Below are 19,327 nucleotides of genomic sequence, written 5' to 3'. Positions count from 1 at the left end.
TTTAACGGTTAAGTTAGAAAGGGCGCACGGTGGATGCCTTGGCACTAGGAGCCGATGAAGGACGGGACGAACACCGATATGCTTCGGGGAGCTGTAAGCAAGCTTTGATCCGGAGATTTCCGAATGGGGAAACCCACCACTCGTAATGGAGTGGTATCCATATCTGAATACATAGGATATGAGAAGGCAGACCCGGGGAACTGAAACATCTAAGTACCCGGAGGAAGAGAAAGCAAATGCGATTCCCTGAGTAGCGGCGAGCGAAACGGGACCAGCCCAAACCAAGAGGCTTGCCTCTTGGGGTTGTAGGACACTCTGTACGGAGTTACAAAGGAACGAGGTAGATGAAGAGGTCTGGAAAGGCCCGCCATAGGAGGTAACAGCCCTGTAGTCAAAACTTCGTTCTCTCCTGAGTGGATCCTGAGTACGGCGGAACACGTGAAATTCCGTCGGAATCCGGGAGGACCATCTCCCAAGGCTAAATACTCCCTAGTGACCGATAGTGAACCAGTACCGTGAGGGAAAGGTGAAAAGCACCCCGGAAGGGGAGTGAAAGAGATCCTGAAACCGTGTGCCTACAAGTAGTCAGAGCCCGTTAATGGGTGATGGCGTGCCTTTTGTAGAATGAACCGGCGAGTTACGATCCCGTGCAAGGTTAAGCAGAAGATGCGGAGCCGCAGCGAAAGCGAGTCTGAATAGGGCGAATTGAGTACGTGGTCGTAGACCCGAAACCAGGTGATCTACCCATGTCCAGGGTGAAGTTCAGGTAACACTGAATGGAGGCCCGAACCCACGCACGTTGAAAAGTGCGGGGATGAGGTGTGGGTAGGGGTGAAATGCCAATCGAACCTGGAGATAGCTGGTTCTCTCCGAAATAGCTTTAGGGCTAGCCTCAAGGTAAGAGTCTCGGAGGTAGAGCACTGATTGGACTAGGGGCCCCTACCGGGTTACCGAATTCAGTCAAACTCCGAATGCCGATGACTTATCCTTGGGAGTCAGACTGCGAGTGATAAGATCCGTAGTCGAAAGGGAAACAGCCCAGACCGCCAGCTAAGGTCCCAAAGTATACGTTAAGTGGAAAAGGATGTGGAGTTGCTTAGACAACCAGGATGTTGGCTTAGAAGCAGCCACCATTTAAAGAGTGCGTAATAGCTCACTGGTCGAGTGACTCTGCGCCGAAAATGTACCGGGGCTAAACGTATCACCGAAGCTGCGGACTGTTCTTCGAACAGTGGTAGGAGAGCGTTCTAAGGGCTGTGAAGCAAGACCGGAAGGACTTGTGGAGCGCTTAGAAGTGAGAATGCCGGTATGAGTAGCGAAAGAGGGGTGAGAATCCCCTCCACCGAATGCCTAAGGTTTCCTGAGGAAGGCTCGTCCGCTCAGGGTTAGTCGGGACCTAAGCCGAGGCCGAAAGGCGTAGGCGATGGATAACAGGTTGATATTCCTGTACCACCTCCTCACCATTTGAGCAATGGGGGGACGCAGGAGGATAGGGTAAGCGCGGTATTGGATATCCGCGTCCAAGCAGTTAGGCTGGGAAATAGGCAAATCCGTTTCCCGTGAAGGCTGAGCTGTGATGGCGAGCGAATTATAGTAGCGAAGTTCCTGATTCCACACTGCCAAGAAAAGCCTCTAGCGAGGTGAGAGGTGCCCGTACCGCAAACCGACACAGGTAGGCGAGGAGAGAATCCTAAGGTGATCGAGAGAACTCTCGTTAAGGAACTCGGCAAAATGACCCCGTAACTTCGGGAGAAGGGGTGCTCTGTTAGGGTGCAAGCCCGAGAGAGCCGCAGTGAATAGGCCCAGGCGACTGTTTAGCAAAAACACAGGTCTCTGCGAAGCCGTAAGGCGAAGTATAGGGGCTGACGCCTGCCCGGTGCTGGAAGGTTAAGAGGAGCGCTTAGCGTAAGCGAAGGTGCGAATTGAAGCCCCAGTAAACGGCGGCCGTAACTATAACGGTCCTAAGGTAGCGAAATTCCTTGTCGGGTAAGTTCCGACCCGCACGAAAGGCGCAACGATCTGGGCACTGTCTCAACGAGAGACTCGGTGAAATTATAGTACCTGTGAAGATGCAGGTTACCCGCGACAGGACGGAAAGACCCCGTGGAGCTTTACTGCAGCCTGATATTGAATGTTGGTACAGCTTGTACAGGATAGGTAGGAGCCTTGGAAACCGGAGCGCCAGCTTCGGTGGAGGCATCGGTGGGATACTACCCTGGCTGTATTGACCTTCTAACCCGCCGCCCTTATCGGGCGGGGAGACAGTGTCAGGTGGGCAGTTTGACTGGGGCGGTCGCCTCCTAAAAGGTAACGGAGGCGCCCAAAGGTTCCCTCAGAATGGTTGGAAATCATTCGCAGAGTGTAAAGGCACAAGGGAGCTTGACTGCGAGACCTACAAGTCGAGCAGGGACGAAAGTCGGGCTTAGTGATCCGGTGGTTCCGCATGGAAGGGCCATCGCTCAACGGATAAAAGCTACCCCGGGGATAACAGGCTTATCTCCCCCAAGAGTCCACATCGACGGGGAGGTTTGGCACCTCGATGTCGGCTCATCGCATCCTGGGGCTGTAGTCGGTCCCAAGGGTTGGGCTGTTCGCCCATTAAAGCGGTACGCGAGCTGGGTTCAGAACGTCGTGAGACAGTTCGGTCCCTATCCGTCGCGGGCGCAGGAAATTTGAGAGGAGCTGTCCTTAGTACGAGAGGACCGGGATGGACGCACCGCTGGTGTACCAGTTGTTCTGCCAAGGGCATCGCTGGGTAGCTATGTGCGGACGGGATAAGTGCTGAAAGCATCTAAGCATGAAGCCCCCCTCAAGATGAGATTTCCCATTCCGTAAGGAAGTAAGATCCCTGAAAGATGATCAGGTTGATAGGTCTGAGGTGGAAGTGTGGCGACACATGGAGCTGACAGATACTAATCGATCGAGGACTTAACCAATTTGAATGTATGCTTACTGTTATCTAGTTTTGAGAGAACACTCTCAATAGTTTGGTGGCGATAGCGAAGAGGTCACACCCGTTCCCATGCCGAACACGGAAGTTAAGCTCTTCAGCGCCGATGGTAGTCGGGGGTTTCCCCCTGTGAGAGTAGGACGCCGCCAAGCTTTTTTATTTTATCTACCATGTTTTTGTTTATGAAGCTTATAATATTCCGCAGTAGCTCAGTGGTAGAGCTATCGGCTGTTAACCGATCGGTCGTAGGTTCGAGTCCTACCTGCGGAGCCATTGCTTCCATAGCTCAGCAGGTAGAGCACTTCCATGGTAAGGAAGAGGTCAGCGGTTCGAGCCCGCTTGGAAGCTTATCTAAATACGTTGATCTGAAGCAGTTTCCGCATGTTATGGAACTGTTATTTTTTTGTTCAGTTCAGTAAAAATCTGTTACTGATTGTACCAGTTAAGGTATAGGTGTTTAGCGCGTCTTCTGATGAACCCTTTCTTCAAGGATGCAAAAGAGATTAACATAATTAATTGTTAAACGGTATTGACTTTTATCAAAACCTTGATATAATTACTTTTGTCATAATGAACAGTATGCTTTAGATTAATCTGCGGGTTATACCGTTTGGAGTTTTACTGAATAAATAACAATACAGTTTTGGGGTTATCTGATGCTGTATTCTGGCTGTACATTACATTTTTACTTGCGGAAGTAGTTCAGTGGTAGAACATCACCTTGCCAAGGTGGGGGTCGCGGGTTCGAATCCCGTCTTCCGCTCCATTTTATCCCAACGGGATATTGTGAAATTGATTGCGCCCGTAGCTCAATTGGATAGAGCGTTTGACTACGGATCAAAAGGTTAGGGGTTCGACTCCTCTCGGGCGCGCCATAATATATTTAAAAATCGGGAAGTAGCTCAGCTTGGTAGAGCACATGGTTTGGGACCATGGGGTCGCAGGTTCGAATCCTGTCTTCCCGACCATTCTCAAACTTTAAAGATAATATACTGATTTTCTTTTTTTCTCCTTTTTAAAAAAAATGCTTGATTTATAGAGAGACACCGTGGTATATTATTAAACGTCGCTGATGAACAGCAGACAACAACAAAAAGCTTCGGAAACAACTTAAAAAAAGTTGTTGACATAAAAGAAGCTGAGTGGTAAGATAATAAAGCTGCTTCAACAAGCGGTAATGATCTTTGAAAACTAAACAAGACAAAACGTACCTGTTAATTCAAAGTTTTAAATAAATCGCACAGCGATGTGCGTAGTCAGTCAAACTACTTTATCGGAGAGTTTGATCCTGGCTCAGGACGAACGCTGGCGGCGTGCCTAATACATGCAAGTCGAGCGGACAGATGGGAGCTTGCTCCCTGATGTTAGCGGCGGACGGGTGAGTAACACGTGGGTAACCTGCCTGTAAGACTGGGATAACTCCGGGAAACCGGGGCTAATACCGGATGGTTGTCTGAACCGCATGGTTCAGACATAAAAGGTGGCTTCGGCTACCACTTACAGATGGACCCGCGGCGCATTAGCTAGTTGGTGAGGTAACGGCTCACCAAGGCGACGATGCGTAGCCGACCTGAGAGGGTGATCGGCCACACTGGGACTGAGACACGGCCCAGACTCCTACGGGAGGCAGCAGTAGGGAATCTTCCGCAATGGACGAAAGTCTGACGGAGCAACGCCGCGTGAGTGATGAAGGTTTTCGGATCGTAAAGCTCTGTTGTTAGGGAAGAACAAGTGCCGTTCAAATAGGGCGGCACCTTGACGGTACCTAACCAGAAAGCCACGGCTAACTACGTGCCAGCAGCCGCGGTAATACGTAGGTGGCAAGCGTTGTCCGGAATTATTGGGCGTAAAGGGCTCGCAGGCGGTTTCTTAAGTCTGATGTGAAAGCCCCCGGCTCAACCGGGGAGGGTCATTGGAAACTGGGGAACTTGAGTGCAGAAGAGGAGAGTGGAATTCCACGTGTAGCGGTGAAATGCGTAGAGATGTGGAGGAACACCAGTGGCGAAGGCGACTCTCTGGTCTGTAACTGACGCTGAGGAGCGAAAGCGTGGGGAGCGAACAGGATTAGATACCCTGGTAGTCCACGCCGTAAACGATGAGTGCTAAGTGTTAGGGGGTTTCCGCCCCTTAGTGCTGCAGCTAACGCATTAAGCACTCCGCCTGGGGAGTACGGTCGCAAGACTGAAACTCAAAGGAATTGACGGGGGCCCGCACAAGCGGTGGAGCATGTGGTTTAATTCGAAGCAACGCGAAGAACCTTACCAGGTCTTGACATCCTCTGACAATCCTAGAGATAGGACGTCCCCTTCGGGGGCAGAGTGACAGGTGGTGCATGGTTGTCGTCAGCTCGTGTCGTGAGATGTTGGGTTAAGTCCCGCAACGAGCGCAACCCTTGATCTTAGTTGCCAGCATTCAGTTGGGCACTCTAAGGTGACTGCCGGTGACAAACCGGAGGAAGGTGGGGATGACGTCAAATCATCATGCCCCTTATGACCTGGGCTACACACGTGCTACAATGGACAGAACAAAGGGCAGCGAAACCGCGAGGTTAAGCCAATCCCACAAATCTGTTCTCAGTTCGGATCGCAGTCTGCAACTCGACTGCGTGAAGCTGGAATCGCTAGTAATCGCGGATCAGCATGCCGCGGTGAATACGTTCCCGGGCCTTGTACACACCGCCCGTCACACCACGAGAGTTTGTAACACCCGAAGTCGGTGAGGTAACCTTTTAGGAGCCAGCCGCCGAAGGTGGGACAGATGATTGGGGTGAAGTCGTAACAAGGTAGCCGTATCGGAAGGTGCGGCTGGATCACCTCCTTTCTAAGGATTTTAACGGAATATAAGACCTTGGGTCTTATAAACAGAACGTTCCCTGTCTTGTTTAGTTTTGAAGGATCATTCGATTCTTCGAGATGTTGTTCTTTGAAAACTAGATAACAGAAGTAATTCACATTCAATTAGTAATGCAAGATATCACGTAGTGATTCTTTTTAACGGTTAAGTTAGAAAGGGCGCACGGTGGATGCCTTGGCACTAGGAGCCGATGAAGGACGGGACGAACACCGATATGCTTCGGGGAGCTGTAAGCAAGCTTTGATCCGGAGATTTCCGAATGGGGAAACCCACCACTCGTAATGGAGTGGTATCCATATCTGAATACATAGGATATGAGAAGGCAGACCCGGGGAACTGAAACATCTAAGTACCCGGAGGAAGAGAAAGCAAATGCGATTCCCTGAGTAGCGGCGAGCGAAACGGGACCAGCCCAAACCAAGAGGCTTGCCTCTTGGGGTTGTAGGACACTCTGTACGGAGTTACAAAGGAACGAGGTAGATGAAGAGGTCTGGAAAGGCCCGCCATAGGAGGTAACAGCCCTGTAGTCAAAACTTCGTTCTCTCCTGAGTGGATCCTGAGTACGGCGGAACACGTGAAATTCCGTCGGAATCCGGGAGGACCATCTCCCAAGGCTAAATACTCCCTAGTGACCGATAGTGAACCAGTACCGTGAGGGAAAGGTGAAAAGCACCCCGGAAGGGGAGTGAAAGAGATCCTGAAACCGTGTGCCTACAAGTAGTCAGAGCCCGTTAATGGGTGATGGCGTGCCTTTTGTAGAATGAACCGGCGAGTTACGATCCCGTGCAAGGTTAAGCAGAAGATGCGGAGCCGCAGCGAAAGCGAGTCTGAATAGGGCGAATTGAGTACGTGGTCGTAGACCCGAAACCAGGTGATCTACCCATGTCCAGGGTGAAGTTCAGGTAACACTGAATGGAGGCCCGAACCCACGCACGTTGAAAAGTGCGGGGATGAGGTGTGGGTAGGGGTGAAATGCCAATCGAACCTGGAGATAGCTGGTTCTCTCCGAAATAGCTTTAGGGCTAGCCTCAAGGTAAGAGTCTCGGAGGTAGAGCACTGATTGGACTAGGGGCCCCTACCGGGTTACCGAATTCAGTCAAACTCCGAATGCCGATGACTTATCCTTGGGAGTCAGACTGCGAGTGATAAGATCCGTAGTCGAAAGGGAAACAGCCCAGACCGCCAGCTAAGGTCCCAAAGTATACGTTAAGTGGAAAAGGATGTGGAGTTGCTTAGACAACCAGGATGTTGGCTTAGAAGCAGCCACCATTTAAAGAGTGCGTAATAGCTCACTGGTCGAGTGACTCTGCGCCGAAAATGTACCGGGGCTAAACGTATCACCGAAGCTGCGGACTGTTCTTCGAACAGTGGTAGGAGAGCGTTCTAAGGGCTGTGAAGCAAGACCGGAAGGACTTGTGGAGCGCTTAGAAGTGAGAATGCCGGTATGAGTAGCGAAAGAGGGGTGAGAATCCCCTCCACCGAATGCCTAAGGTTTCCTGAGGAAGGCTCGTCCGCTCAGGGTTAGTCGGGACCTAAGCCGAGGCCGAAAGGCGTAGGCGATGGATAACAGGTTGATATTCCTGTACCACCTCCTCACCATTTGAGCAATGGGGGGACGCAGGAGGATAGGGTAAGCGCGGTATTGGATATCCGCGTCCAAGCAGTTAGGCTGGGAAATAGGCAAATCCGTTTCCCGTGAAGGCTGAGCTGTGATGGCGAGCGAATTATAGTAGCGAAGTTCCTGATTCCACACTGCCAAGAAAAGCCTCTAGCGAGGTGAGAGGTGCCCGTACCGCAAACCGACACAGGTAGGCGAGGAGAGAATCCTAAGGTGATCGAGAGAACTCTCGTTAAGGAACTCGGCAAAATGACCCCGTAACTTCGGGAGAAGGGGTGCTCTGTTAGGGTGCAAGCCCGAGAGAGCCGCAGTGAATAGGCCCAGGCGACTGTTTAGCAAAAACACAGGTCTCTGCGAAGCCGTAAGGCGAAGTATAGGGGCTGACGCCTGCCCGGTGCTGGAAGGTTAAGAGGAGCGCTTAGCGTAAGCGAAGGTGCGAATTGAAGCCCCAGTAAACGGCGGCCGTAACTATAACGGTCCTAAGGTAGCGAAATTCCTTGTCGGGTAAGTTCCGACCCGCACGAAAGGCGCAACGATCTGGGCACTGTCTCAACGAGAGACTCGGTGAAATTATAGTACCTGTGAAGATGCAGGTTACCCGCGACAGGACGGAAAGACCCCGTGGAGCTTTACTGCAGCCTGATATTGAATGTTGGTACAGCTTGTACAGGATAGGTAGGAGCCTTGGAAACCGGAGCGCCAGCTTCGGTGGAGGCATCGGTGGGATACTACCCTGGCTGTATTGACCTTCTAACCCGCCGCCCTTATCGGGCGGGGAGACAGTGTCAGGTGGGCAGTTTGACTGGGGCGGTCGCCTCCTAAAAGGTAACGGAGGCGCCCAAAGGTTCCCTCAGAATGGTTGGAAATCATTCGCAGAGTGTAAAGGCACAAGGGAGCTTGACTGCGAGACCTACAAGTCGAGCAGGGACGAAAGTCGGGCTTAGTGATCCGGTGGTTCCGCATGGAAGGGCCATCGCTCAACGGATAAAAGCTACCCCGGGGATAACAGGCTTATCTCCCCCAAGAGTCCACATCGACGGGGAGGTTTGGCACCTCGATGTCGGCTCATCGCATCCTGGGGCTGTAGTCGGTCCCAAGGGTTGGGCTGTTCGCCCATTAAAGCGGTACGCGAGCTGGGTTCAGAACGTCGTGAGACAGTTCGGTCCCTATCCGTCGCGGGCGCAGGAAATTTGAGAGGAGCTGTCCTTAGTACGAGAGGACCGGGATGGACGCACCGCTGGTGTACCAGTTGTTCTGCCAAGGGCATCGCTGGGTAGCTATGTGCGGACGGGATAAGTGCTGAAAGCATCTAAGCATGAAGCCCCCCTCAAGATGAGATTTCCCATTCCGCAAGGAAGTAAGATCCCTGAAAGATGATCAGGTTGATAGGTCTGAGGTGGAAGTGTGGCGACACATGGAGCTGACAGATACTAATCGATCGAGGACTTAACCAATTTGAATGTATGCTTACTGTTATCTAGTTTTGAGAGAACACTCTCAATGGTTTGGTGGCGATAGCGAAGAGGTCACACCCGTTCCCATGCCGAACACGGAAGTTAAGCTCTTCAGCGCCGATGGTAGTCGGGGGTTTCCCCCTGTGAGAGTAGGACGCCGCCAAGCTGTCTTAACCCAGTTCATGATGAACTGGGTTTTTTATATGAAAGATCGTATAGATATATAAAGCTAATGCCTTTGAAAGGCATTAGCTTTTTTGTTTACATTGATTTTGCTTTGCTGTTGTGATGTTGAAGATTGTTTGACTTTATTGTCTCGAGCATTCTTAAACTGAACACAATCAGCAGCATAAGGAGCATCAGTGCAGTAAACAGCCAGAACGCAGTTTGTACGGGATATTCATCTAAGCTCCAGCCGACGGCGATCGGAAGGAGTGAACCTCCTAATCCGTTTGAAGCGAGCAGAATACTGGTAGTTGTTTCTGTCTTTCCGGGATAAAAATGATTCGTGATGATTAGGGCTATTGCAAACATGCCTGCCATGAACAGCCCTAAAAAGAAGCAAAGGGCAAAACCGAACCATACGTTTTTGCTTAATGCTAATACGGTAAGTGCAGCCAGACCGCCAATGCTTATGAGACGGAGATAACGGTGATATGTCAGCTTTTCTGATACCGGGCCTGTTAATAACCTACCGATAATCATCCCCGTCCAATACACTGTAACTGTTATCGTTGCCAAAGAGTTGGGGATATCCCATTTCTCAGCGAAGATGGAGGGGATAAAATGTACAATGGAAACTTCACTGCCGCCGTAAAAGAAGAAATAAGCACCCGCCAAGGCAATAAACAGCAATCCGTGTGACCGATAACCGGTGCTTTCTTTTTTAGTGTCATCGGAAGAGACCTCTTTGCGGATGAGAAGCTGATCAATACTGCCGAAACTCATCTGCTTCCATGCGATTAAGAGTGCAAAACTGGATAACCCTAATACTAAAAAAGCAATTGTCCACATGTGGTTGTTGATAAGAAAGCCTGAGAGCAGAGGCATGAACAGCGCACCTAATCCGTAGGCCACTTCCATCTTGCTCATGGCCACAGCCTGTCTTTCTTTAATAGCGGTGAGGATGATCGTGCCTACACAGGATTCCACCAATCCGGCGCCAAGCCCCGCGATGCTGACGAGAAGAAAGAGCAGCGGCCAGGGCGGCAGGAAGGTGATGAACATTTCACAGCTGATGAGTGCCAGGCCAAAGATAACGACGTTTTTGCGCCCAAGCTTTTTCACCATGTATGGCATGCCAATAACTCCGATGAGAAAGCCCATGAACTGAGAGAATACTAATACACCGCCATTACTGTAGCTTTGTGAATAATGTGTGAGTAACTCAGGCAGTACGGCTCCCAGAATAACAAGTGTAAAAGCAATCGATCCATAAGAAAAACAGCTTATCCACAGCAGACGAGTTTTCATCATTTTATCTCCTTATTGGTAAAATCATATTTCTCTCTACTCGTATGACATGATGTTTTTACAAAAAATCCAAGTATTGTTACTATATCACATAACTTTTTCTCGTACATCCATTATGGTAACGTTAACAAATTGTTAACATTTTTTACAAGAAAGATCGTTGACATTATTTTCAATAATTTATACGATAAAAAGCGAAATTCTAATAATTTCATAGGGGTGGTATTTGTGGGAACGAAGGAAATCACGAATCCAGACAGCTTGTATTACAGTGTTGACGATGTAGTAATGGAGCGCGGAGAAGGGATTTACCTGTACGATCAAGAGGGAAATGAGTACATTGATTGCGCCTCTGCCACGTTTAACTTGAATTTAGGATACGGTAACAAAGAGGTCATTGATACGGTTAAAGAACAAGCCGATAAGCTCATCCATGTAACATCATCTTTTCAAACAGACGCCGTAAATAAACTGGCAGAAAAACTAGTAGAAATCGCCCCCGATAATCTCACAAAAGTACACCCTAAAGTCAGCAGCGGTTCCGGTGCAAATGAAGGAGCTATTAAAATGGCTCAGTATTACTCCGGAAAAACCGATGTCATCTCCTTATTTCGAAGCCACCTCGGACAAACGTATATGACTTCCGCTTTGTCCGGCAACTCATTCAGAAAAGAACCTTTCCCGCCGCAAATTTCTTTTGGCCTGCAAGTCCCCGATCCCTATTGCAGCCGCTGTTTTTATAATCAGAAACCTGATTCATGCGGTATGCTGTGCGTAGAAAGAATTAATGATTTTATTGAGTATGCGAGCAATGGAAAAATTGCCGCCATGATTATTGAACCGATATCCGGAAACGGTGGAAACGTCGTTCCGCCTAAAGAGTATTTTAAACAGTTGAGAAAGCTTTGTGATGAACATGATATCGCTCTGATTTTTGATGAAATTCAGACCGGGTTCGGACGGACGGGTAAAATGTTTGCCGCGGACCACTTCGATGTGAAACCTAATATGATGACGGTAGCAAAGGGGCTCGGGGGCACAGGCTTTCAAGTCGCCGCCACTCTGACGGAGGACAAGTATACCGGGCTTCCGGGGTATACGCACTCCTTCACATACGGCTCAAATGTGATGGCCGCCGCTGCCGCTTGTAAAACCATAGATATCATGCAGCGACCGGGATTTTTGGAAAATGTAACGACGGTCGGTCATTATATTATGGATCGCTTAGAAACGATGAAAGAGGATTTCGCTTTTATTTCTGAGGTAAGAGGCGTCGGTCTTATGATCGGTGTGGAGATTGTTAAAGAGAACAATGAACCGGATGTGGAGCTGACCAATTATATTGCTAAACGGGCAATGGATTACGGGCTGATTCTCCGGACATCCCGTTACGGATTCGGAAATGTATTTAAAATCCGTCCGCCTTTAACCATAACACTTAGTGAAGCCGAAGTGCTCTGCTACAGACTTCGCAAGCTATTGGAGGAAATCAAGTGAGAGACTATATCATTGAGCTTGGACAATTTGTTTATCAAAAGGTGAAAAATCAAAAAGGCACGCTGAAAAACCGGCTCGTAAACGGCTATTCTCCGGGAGGCGACGCCCAATTTAACATAGACGCCGCTGCTGAGGAGGCGGTGCTGGATTATATTCAAGAAAAGGGCCATCCGGTTGCTTTTTACACGGAGGATGGCGGCCTGAAGCTGATTGGAGAAGATCCGCAATATATTTTAATTGTAGATCCGATAGACGGAACGCGCCCGGCCGCCGCGGGACTTGAAATGTCGTGTATTTCGATTGCGCTTGCTTCGTATAAGCCAAACGCAAAGATTAAGGATATCGAGTTTGCTTTTTTACTTGAATTGAAATCAGGCGCTTATATGTACGGTGATGTATACAGCGATGCCATTCATTTTGAAGGGTATCATGGAGAATTGCCGAATTTGAGCGAAGTGCGGGATATTAAAAATATGTTTTGGAGCCTTGAATTTAACGGGCATCCGGCGCAGCTGATGACGGACGCATACGGCCATCTGATTGACCAGTCGGCCAATAATGGCGGGGTTTTTGTTTTCAACAGCGCTTCTTATTCGATTTCACGAATTATCACGGGGCAGATGGATGCTTATGTGGATATCGGCAATCGTCTGCTGAAAGATGATCCGAAGCTGCTTTCAGATTTTCAGCAGGTCGGGAACGGACAGGTGCTGCATTTGTTTCCTTATGATATTGCCGCAAGCGTCTTTTTGGCGAAGAAGGCGGGAGTGGTCATCACGGATGCGTACGGCCGGTCTTTGGACGAAACGCTTCTGACAGATTTAAGTTATCAGAATCAGCAATCATGTATTGCGGCATCAACGAAGGAGCTTCATCAAACATTGTTAGACCAAATCCGCTGGGGCAGAAAGGAAGAGAAATATGAAGGCGTTGGTCTGGACTCCTAATGATAAGCTTGAATACCAAGAGGTGGACGAGCCTCAAATTCGGAAATCCAATGATGTGAAAGTGAAAATTTTCGGCACCGGTATCTGCGGAACGGACTTAAATGTGCTGAAAGGAAAAATGAATGCAACCCATCATATGATTATGGGGCATGAATCGGTGGGAGCGGTCGTGGAAATCGGACCGGACGTGACAAATGTAAAAGTCGGAGACCGCGTCGTGATAGATCCTACGCAGTTTTGCGGGAAATGTCATTATTGCCGGAGAGGGCTGACGTGTTATTGCGAAACCTTCGAGGATTGGCAGCTCGGAATCGGGGCGCACGGAACGTTTGCGGAATATTACGTGGGGGAAGACAGGTTCATGTACAGAATTCCGGATTCAATGGAATGGGAGCGGGCCACATTGGTTGAGCCTCTCTCCTGTGTGCTGAATGTTGTGGACAAGGCTTCGATTCAGCCGGAGGACTCGGTCTTGGTTTTGGGATCCGGACCGATCGGACTGCTTGTGCAAATGATGGTGAAAAAAATGGCGCGATTGACGGTTGCGACTGAAATAGGCAGTTTCCGAAGCGAGGCGGCAAGCCGGATATCTGATTATGTCTACCACCCTGAAGCATTAACCGTGGATGAAGTGAAACGGATTAATCAAGGAAGAAAATTTGATGTGATTTTTGACGCGATCGGCAACCAGCTTGATTGGGCTTATCCTTTTATTGAAAAGGGAGGAAGAATCGTGCCGATGGGCTTTGATGATACGTATGAGATGACGGTCAGGCCGTACCAGCTGCTGTCAAACGGCGTAACGATTGTGGGCACAGGTGAAGCCCGCCAGATCATGGAAGCCGCGTTAGCATGCGCGTCCGACCTTCCGCAGCTCTATGATTTTATTACGGAAAAGACGGAACTGAAGAATTATGAAGAAGCCATTGATCATCTCATGGGCATCGACCCGGTGACAAAAGAAAGAAAGGATATCAGCGCAATAAAAACGATTCTTGTGTCTGATCCGGAACTTTTATAAAAGCGGAAACGGCTCCAGTGAGAGTCGTTTTCTTTTCTTATTTATACGGTCTTGCACATTTCTTTAAAGTTTAATATGATACTCTTTGTTCACAATTCCTTTCCTCAACGACATTATACTCTGAGCGTGTCCTCTTTTTCCCCGTAAGCTTGCCTCATATTCCCCAGATGAAAATCAATGTTTCCAACTGATAGGGTGCGGATTTTTATAGTGAAAAGGAGTCGTTATCATTTGAAAGATTATACGTTACAGCAGCAATGGTTCGGGAATGTCCGTAAAGACATTCTGGCCGGTATTCTGGTTGCCCTCGCTCTGATCCCTGAGGCGATCGGATTTTCAATTATTGCAGGTGTCGATCCGATGGTCGGCCTTTATGCATCATTTTGTATCGCGATTATTATTTCTATCTTCGGCGGCAGACCGGGAATGATTTCAGCCGCTACGGGTTCAATGGCGGTTGTCATGGTGACATTGGTGGCTGATTACGGGCTGCAGTATTTGTTTGCGGCAACCATTTTGACAGGTATTATTCAATTTATTCTTGGTGTCAGTAAGATAGCGAAATTGATGAAATTTATTCCGCGTTCGGTCATGATCGGATTTGTGAATGCTTTGGCGATCTTGATTTTTTCTGCGCAGCTGCCCCAGTTCAAAGGAGCTTCATGGGTCATGTACGCCATGCTTGCCGGATCACTGGCTATCATATATCTATTGCCGAAGGTTACGACGGCTGTGCCGTCTCCGCTGGTGGCGATTTTTGTCATGACGATCATTGCGGTGGTCTTCCATGCGGATGTCCGCACGGTCGGTGATATGGGCGGGATCACAAGTTCACTTCCGCATTTCTTGATACCGGATGTTCCGTGGACGTTTGAGACATTGCGGATTATTTTCCCGTATTCTCTGGCGCTTGCTTTCGTCGGATTGCTTGAGTCATTGCTGACAGCCCAGATCATTGATGAAATGACGGATACGGATAGTGATAAGAACAAAGAAAGCCGCGGACAAGGCATCGCCAATATTGTGAACGGATTTTTCGGAGGCATGGCCGGATGCGCCATGATCGGCCAGTCTGTCATTAATACGAAAGCCGGCGGACGCGGCCGGTTATCGGCTTTTACCGCCGGCGCGTTTTTAATGTTTTTAATTGCCGTATTAAGCGGTATCGTCGTGAAAATTCCGATGGCTGCGCTGGTGGCCGTGATGGTTATGGTGTCTATCGGCACGTTCGACTGGTCATCGATTAAAGGTTTGCGGAAAGCGCCCCTTACTGATTCGATCGTTATGGTTATTACCGTCGTGACGGTCGTCCTGACAAATGATTTATCAAAGGGTGTCTTCGCGGGTGTGCTATTAAGCGCGATCTTCTTTACGGCTAAAATTTCTAAGCTGAAGATTGTGTCACATTCCGAACAGAAAGATGTCAGAACTTATAAGGTAACGGGACAGATCTTTTTTGCTTCCGTGTCTGAACTGATGAATGCCATCGTTTATGATGAAGACGTGAAACGGATTGTCATTGATTTGACCGACGCCCACGTGTGGGATGATTCGGGAGCGGCGGCTCTTGAGAAAATTGTCGCCAAATGTAAAGAATACGGAATTGAGGCTGAATTAAAGGGATTAAATCAGAAAAGCCGAGATTTAATGAAACAAATGGCATAGAATTTGTGAAGTCCGGATGAATATATCCGGGCTTTTTTTCGGTTAAATTTGCCGGGGTGCATTGTTATAATGAATGAGACTTGAAAACCGTATATAGGAGACTTGCATATGATGTGGCTTCAGAAGTTGAACCAAGTGTTGGGGAGAATCATGCCGCTTTTGACTCCGTCAAGTGTGGCGGCGGGTGTGCTGTTATCTCAGCATATCAGCTGGATGGCCGGCGCTGTGCCGTGGATATTTGCATTTATTACATTTACGGGCAGTCTGAGTGCCAATTTTCATTCGCTGAAGCGCAGTATTGAGAAGCCGCTACCGATGATCATGGCATTGTTTGTTCTGCATATTTTCATGCCTGTTTTTGCATGGGGAAGCGGTCATCTGATTTTCAGCGGTGACCCTTTAACTGTGACGGGGCTGATTATGGGTGTGGTGATTCCGACCGGAATTACGAGTTTGATTTGGGCTGCGATGTATAAGGGGAATGTCGGATTGACGCTGTCTATTATCCTGGTTGATACCGTGCTTTCTCCTTTTATCGTACCGTTAAGCCTGTCTGTCCTGGCCGGGGCGAATGTTCAGATGGATGTGTGGGGAATGATGAAAGGGCTGGCGGAGATGGTGGTGATTCCATCCATCGCAGGGATGATAGTCAACCAGTTTTCCCCGCCGGTAAGGACTCAGGCAATAAGCCGGTCGCTGTCTCCTTTTTCAAAAATCTGTCTGATGATTGTCATTGCCATTAACAGTTCGGAAATCGCGCCGTATGTCACGCACGTGGATATCAAATTTGCGGGCATCGCAGGCATGGTATTTTTTATTGCCATGACGGGTTATGCCGTGGCATGGCTGATCGGAAGGCTGATGAAGCGGAGCCAGGATGAAATTGTGTCTCTGATTTATACGGGGGGCATGCGCAATATCAGCGCTGGAGCCGTTCTCGCCGTGTCTTTTTTTCCGTCTCAAGTGGCGGTTCCGGTCGTCATCGGGATGCTTTTTCAGCAAATCCTTGCAGCTTTGTTCGGCTATTTGCTGAGACGCTTTGAACTTAAGCCGGTCGTGATGAAGTATGAAAAAAACCGCTCAGCTACGTGAGCGGTTTTTTCCGTACAGCCAGCTTAGTGCTGCATTGAATTGTCGTTTGAATGCTTCTTGATGGTGCACGGCGTCCTCTTCAACAGTGAAAGAGAGCTGAGATTGAGAAAAGCCTTTTTCCCTCAGGCTTTCATGCACGTCTTTATTTTGTCGGATCATGTTGTTTTGGATGTTGTTTTTATGCTCAGCTTCGCGGCTGCCGACAGACATATAGATACGCCGCCGTGCCGGACGCAAAGATGCGGAGCGGACATAATCTGCTGATTTTTCATACCAGAAGGAACCGGAAATACAACCGATTCTGCCGAATATTTCAGGCTTTTGTAGCATCGCGTATATCGAAAACAGTCCGCCTAATGACGCGCCGATCAGTCCTCTCGTTTCCGGATGTGCAGAAATGTGATGCATATCTTCAACAGTGGGAATGATGACATTTGTCAGCTCCTCGAGAAAGAGCCTCCCTTTGCCGCCGAAATCATGAAACGCAGGGCTCAGGGAAGGCGCGGGCCACGGCGTGTACTCATCGAGCCTGTCAGCCGGTTTGATGCCGATGAAAATCAATTCGGGAAGTGTTCCGTTCGCAAATTGGGATTCAAGCTTATCCATCTGTTCTAAAAACAAAGAACCCCCGTCCAGTACGTACACACAGGGTAAAGCCCCTGTTTGAACCGAATAGGAGGGAGGAAGATACACAGTGCATTCCTTTCCGTTTATCCGGTGTTCTGTAAGGGTGCCTCTCATGCATCCAGCCCCTTCTTTTGCTTAAACAGAAGAAAAAAGAAATAAGGAACGCCGAGAATCGCAAGAATAATTCCCGCCGGCACTTCTGAAGGCTGAAAGAACAATTTGCCCGCAAAGTCGGCGGATATGACGAGGAGCATACCGACCAATCCGCTGACCGGTAATGAGTATCTGTGCTCAATCCCGGCGAGCCTGCGGGAAATATGGGGCGCGATCAGTCCGACAAATGCCATGCTGCCCGCTGCGGTTACACATGCGCTGATCAAAGCGATGCAGGCAATGAGTAAAATCGTTTTTTCTTTATTGGTTGAAACACCGAGGCTTTTCACCGTGTCCTCATCGAAACGAATGGTATCCAGCAATGACGTTTTCGCCATAAGCAGAGGAATGAACACGATCAGCCACGGAAGGATCGCCGTAATGGTCATCCAGTTTGCCGACCAGATGCTGCCGTTTTTCCAAACCATCGCCATCTCATAATCCTGCGGGTCCATTTTTAATGAAAGAAATAAAGACAGCGCGCTGAATCCGGAATTCATGGCGATCCCGACGAGAATAATTCTGCCCGATTCCAGATGCCCCCGGTGCCAGGCGAAAATATAGATCAGCACGGCCGCCATCAATCCTCCGATGAGGCCGAAGACAGGCATACCCATCGCAGAGGCAAGTGCCGTCGCTTCAGATTGTCCCTGAAACAGAAGCATAAACGTGACGATTCCGGCTCCGGCTCCTGCATTAATGCCCAAAATACCGGGATCGGCAAGACCGTTTTTGGTAATGGCCTGAATAACGGCTCCGGCTATCCCCAATCCGAGCCCGATGGCAGCAGCCATGACAATGCGCGGCAGCCTCAGCTGAAACAGCAAAATGTCATATTGCGGATTCGGATGGATGCGGAAAAGGGTACTGAGCAGTTCACCCGGCTTTGCGGAAAAAGAACCGCTTGTCATGCTGAAATAGCTTACGAGCAATATGAGAGCAATCAGAATGATATAAATTCCGGCCATTTTACGCACCACGCTGATCCCCTCCTTTTCTTTTAATCAAATAAAGAAAGAAAGGAACACCGATGATAGAAGTGACAACTTCAATAGGCGTCTCAAACGGATAATTGATGAATCGGCTGGCAAGATCGCAAAGGGTCAGGAAGACGCCGCCGATGATGCACGCGCATGGGATCAGCCTGCTGTAGTCCGATCCGACGAGAAAACGTGTGATGTGCGGAACGACCAAACCGACAAATGCAATTTTTCCGGCGAGTGCCACCGAGCTTCCGGTCAATATGACAACGGCCGCCATCGCCATGAGTTTGATGGTTCTTTTCTGCTGTCCCAGACTTTTTGAAATGTCGTCTCCTAATGATACGGCAGTGACCTTTTTGCTGAGAATCATGGCCGTGATGATTCCGATCGCAAAAAACGGGACGGCCAGTTTCAAAAAATCAGGGTTCATTTGATGCAGTCTCGCACTGTACCAAAAACTGAGATCCTGCGAAATTTGAAAATAAATCGAAAGCGCAGCCGACAGACTGCTGAGAAGCATACTGGTCACCGTTCCGATGATGGCAAGCTGCACCGGGGTAAAACCGCCGGGAAGAATGGAGGCCAGCCCGAAAACAAGAGCGGCGCCGAATGCGGAACCGATAAACGAGTATATGATCATTTCAATGGATGTCGATTGAGGGAGCAATACCATGCAAAGGGTGATGATAAAAGCGGAGCCGTCCGACACACCCATGATCGAAGGCGAGGCCAGATAGTTCCGTGTGATTCCCTGCATGAGCGCTCCGGAAACAGCAAGGGCGGCGCCGATAAACATAGCGCCGGCAGCCCTCGGGATTCTTGAATGCCATATGATCTGATGGTCGGTATTCTCCGGATTAAAGTGCAGCAATGCGGAGAACACGGTATGGATGTCAAGCTGCTTTGCGCCGTATAAAACGGAAAGCAGCAGTGACAGAACAATGGCAATCGGTGAAGCAATGATAATCATGTGTGTCCGCCGTTTTGCATACAT

Annotated in this window: 9 protein-coding genes, 5 tRNA genes and 5 rRNA genes; 15 read left to right on the top strand and 4 right to left on the bottom strand. The window is 49.1% G+C overall.

Annotation, left to right across the window (positions count from 1 at the left end; genetic code table 11):
- Positions 1 to 6: 6 nt before the first annotated feature.
- From ABK447_RS19930 to rrf (ABK447_RS19885), 10 genes are all read left to right on the top strand, one after another.
- A 23S ribosomal RNA gene (locus tag ABK447_RS19930) occupies positions 7 to 2,936 on the top strand.
- Positions 2,937 to 2,986: 50 nt separating this feature from the next.
- A 5S ribosomal RNA gene (gene rrf, locus ABK447_RS19925) occupies positions 2,987 to 3,102 on the top strand.
- A gap of 46 nt (positions 3,103 to 3,148) precedes the next feature.
- Positions 3,149 to 3,223, top strand: a tRNA-Asn gene (locus ABK447_RS19920).
- 2 nt (positions 3,224 to 3,225) lie between these two features.
- Positions 3,226 to 3,298: transfer RNA gene (locus tag ABK447_RS19915), tRNA-Thr, on the top strand.
- 343 nt (positions 3,299 to 3,641) lie between these two features.
- A tRNA-Gly gene (locus tag ABK447_RS19910) sits at positions 3,642 to 3,716 on the top strand.
- 32 nt (positions 3,717 to 3,748) lie between these two features.
- Positions 3,749 to 3,825, top strand: a tRNA-Arg gene (locus ABK447_RS19905).
- 16 nt (positions 3,826 to 3,841) lie between these two features.
- Positions 3,842 to 3,918, top strand: a tRNA-Pro gene (locus ABK447_RS19900).
- Between the two features lie 302 nt (positions 3,919 to 4,220).
- Positions 4,221 to 5,770, top strand: a 16S ribosomal RNA gene (locus ABK447_RS19895).
- Positions 5,771 to 5,945: 175 nt separating this feature from the next.
- Positions 5,946 to 8,875, top strand: a 23S ribosomal RNA gene (locus ABK447_RS19890).
- Positions 8,876 to 8,925: 50 nt separating this feature from the next.
- Positions 8,926 to 9,041: ribosomal RNA gene (rrf, locus tag ABK447_RS19885) — 5S ribosomal RNA — on the top strand.
- Together the 16S, 23S and 5S rRNA genes with 5 tRNA genes alongside form the textbook arrangement of a ribosomal RNA operon.
- A gap of 95 nt (positions 9,042 to 9,136) precedes the next feature.
- On the opposite strand, the gene ABK447_RS19880 is transcribed toward rrf (ABK447_RS19885), so the two are convergent.
- Positions 9,137 to 10,348 carry an MFS transporter gene (locus ABK447_RS19880; protein ID WP_170919562.1) on the bottom strand — a complete coding sequence of 404 codons (1,212 nt, stop codon included), beginning with the start codon at positions 10,346 to 10,348 and terminating at the stop codon, positions 9,137 to 9,139.
- A gap of 228 nt (positions 10,349 to 10,576) precedes the next feature.
- Here ABK447_RS19880 and ABK447_RS19875 point away from each other — a divergent pair, with 228 nt between their 5' ends.
- The 5 genes from ABK447_RS19875 to ABK447_RS19855 all read left to right on the top strand — a co-directional run bounded on the left by ABK447_RS19875 (position 10,577) and on the right by ABK447_RS19855 (position 16,570).
- Positions 10,577 to 11,845 carry an aspartate aminotransferase family protein gene (locus ABK447_RS19875; protein ID WP_007408029.1) on the top strand — a complete coding sequence of 423 codons (1,269 nt, stop codon included), beginning with the start codon at positions 10,577 to 10,579 and terminating at the stop codon, positions 11,843 to 11,845.
- Positions 11,842 to 12,792, top strand: a complete 951-nt coding sequence (locus tag ABK447_RS19870) for an inositol monophosphatase family protein (protein WP_043021534.1) — start codon at positions 11,842 to 11,844, stop codon at positions 12,790 to 12,792. The genes ABK447_RS19875 and ABK447_RS19870 overlap by 4 nt, the downstream gene beginning before the upstream one ends.
- The gene (locus ABK447_RS19865; protein ID WP_076425732.1) at positions 12,767 to 13,813 is read left to right on the top strand and encodes a zinc-binding dehydrogenase; all 1,047 of its coding nucleotides are present in this window, start codon (positions 12,767 to 12,769) and stop codon (positions 13,811 to 13,813) included. Before ABK447_RS19870 ends, ABK447_RS19865 begins: the two co-directional genes overlap by 26 nt.
- Positions 13,814 to 14,044: 231 nt before the next feature.
- The gene (locus ABK447_RS19860) at positions 14,045 to 15,478 is read left to right on the top strand and encodes a SulP family inorganic anion transporter (RefSeq protein ID WP_043021532.1); all 1,434 of its coding nucleotides are present in this window, start codon (positions 14,045 to 14,047) and stop codon (positions 15,476 to 15,478) included.
- Positions 15,479 to 15,628: 150 nt separating this feature from the next.
- Positions 15,629 to 16,570: a bile acid:sodium symporter family protein gene (locus ABK447_RS19855; RefSeq protein WP_094031904.1), complete on the top strand. Its 942-nt coding sequence runs from the start codon at positions 15,629 to 15,631 to the stop codon at positions 16,568 to 16,570.
- On the opposite strand, the gene ABK447_RS19850 is transcribed toward ABK447_RS19855, so the two are convergent.
- Genes ABK447_RS19850 through ABK447_RS19840 form a run of 3 tightly spaced genes read right to left on the bottom strand, consistent with a single transcriptional unit; the run spans position 16,559 to position 19,327 of the window.
- Complete coding sequence (locus tag ABK447_RS19850; RefSeq protein WP_032870174.1) at positions 16,559 to 17,311, bottom strand: alpha/beta hydrolase; 753 nt, start codon at positions 17,309 to 17,311, stop codon at positions 16,559 to 16,561. The two genes, ABK447_RS19855 and ABK447_RS19850, sit on opposite strands and share 12 nt — an antisense overlap.
- Positions 17,308 to 18,318: an iron ABC transporter permease FeuC gene (gene feuC, locus ABK447_RS19845; RefSeq protein WP_032870282.1), complete on the bottom strand. Its 1,011-nt coding sequence runs from the start codon at positions 18,316 to 18,318 to the stop codon at positions 17,308 to 17,310. Before feuC ends, ABK447_RS19850 begins: the two co-directional genes overlap by 4 nt.
- A 1-nt stretch (position 18,319) precedes the next feature.
- Positions 18,320 to 19,327, bottom strand: a complete 1,008-nt coding sequence (locus ABK447_RS19840; protein WP_007408022.1) for an iron ABC transporter permease — start codon at positions 19,325 to 19,327, stop codon at positions 18,320 to 18,322.

It is taken from the genome of Bacillus sp. hwrm1 (genome assembly GCF_040207805.1).
In the GTDB taxonomy this organism is placed as follows: domain Bacteria; phylum Bacillota; class Bacilli; order Bacillales; family Bacillaceae; genus Bacillus; species Bacillus velezensis.
This window is presented reverse-complemented; position numbering and strand designations above follow the sequence as displayed.

Bases quoted from the DNA above. Each gene is read 5' to 3' on its own strand.
- ABK447_RS19865 (WP_076425732.1), top strand. From the start codon at position 12,767: ATGAAGGCGTTGGTCTGGACTCCTAATGATAAGCTTGAATACCAAGAG.
- feuC (WP_032870282.1), bottom strand. From the start codon at position 18,318: ATGGCCGGAATTTATATCATTCTGATTGCTCTCATATTGCTCGTAAGC.
- ABK447_RS19855 (WP_094031904.1), top strand. From the start codon at position 15,629: ATGCCGCTTTTGACTCCGTCAAGTGTGGCGGCGGGTGTGCTGTTATCT.
- ABK447_RS19850 (WP_032870174.1), bottom strand. From the start codon at position 17,311: ATGAGAGGCACCCTTACAGAACACCGGATAAACGGAAAGGAATGCACT.
- ABK447_RS19840 (WP_007408022.1), bottom strand. From the start codon at position 19,327: ATGTATGCAAAACGGCGGACACACATGATTATCATTGCTTCACCGATT.
- ABK447_RS19880 (WP_170919562.1), bottom strand. From the start codon at position 10,348: ATGAAAACTCGTCTGCTGTGGATAAGCTGTTTTTCTTATGGATCGATT.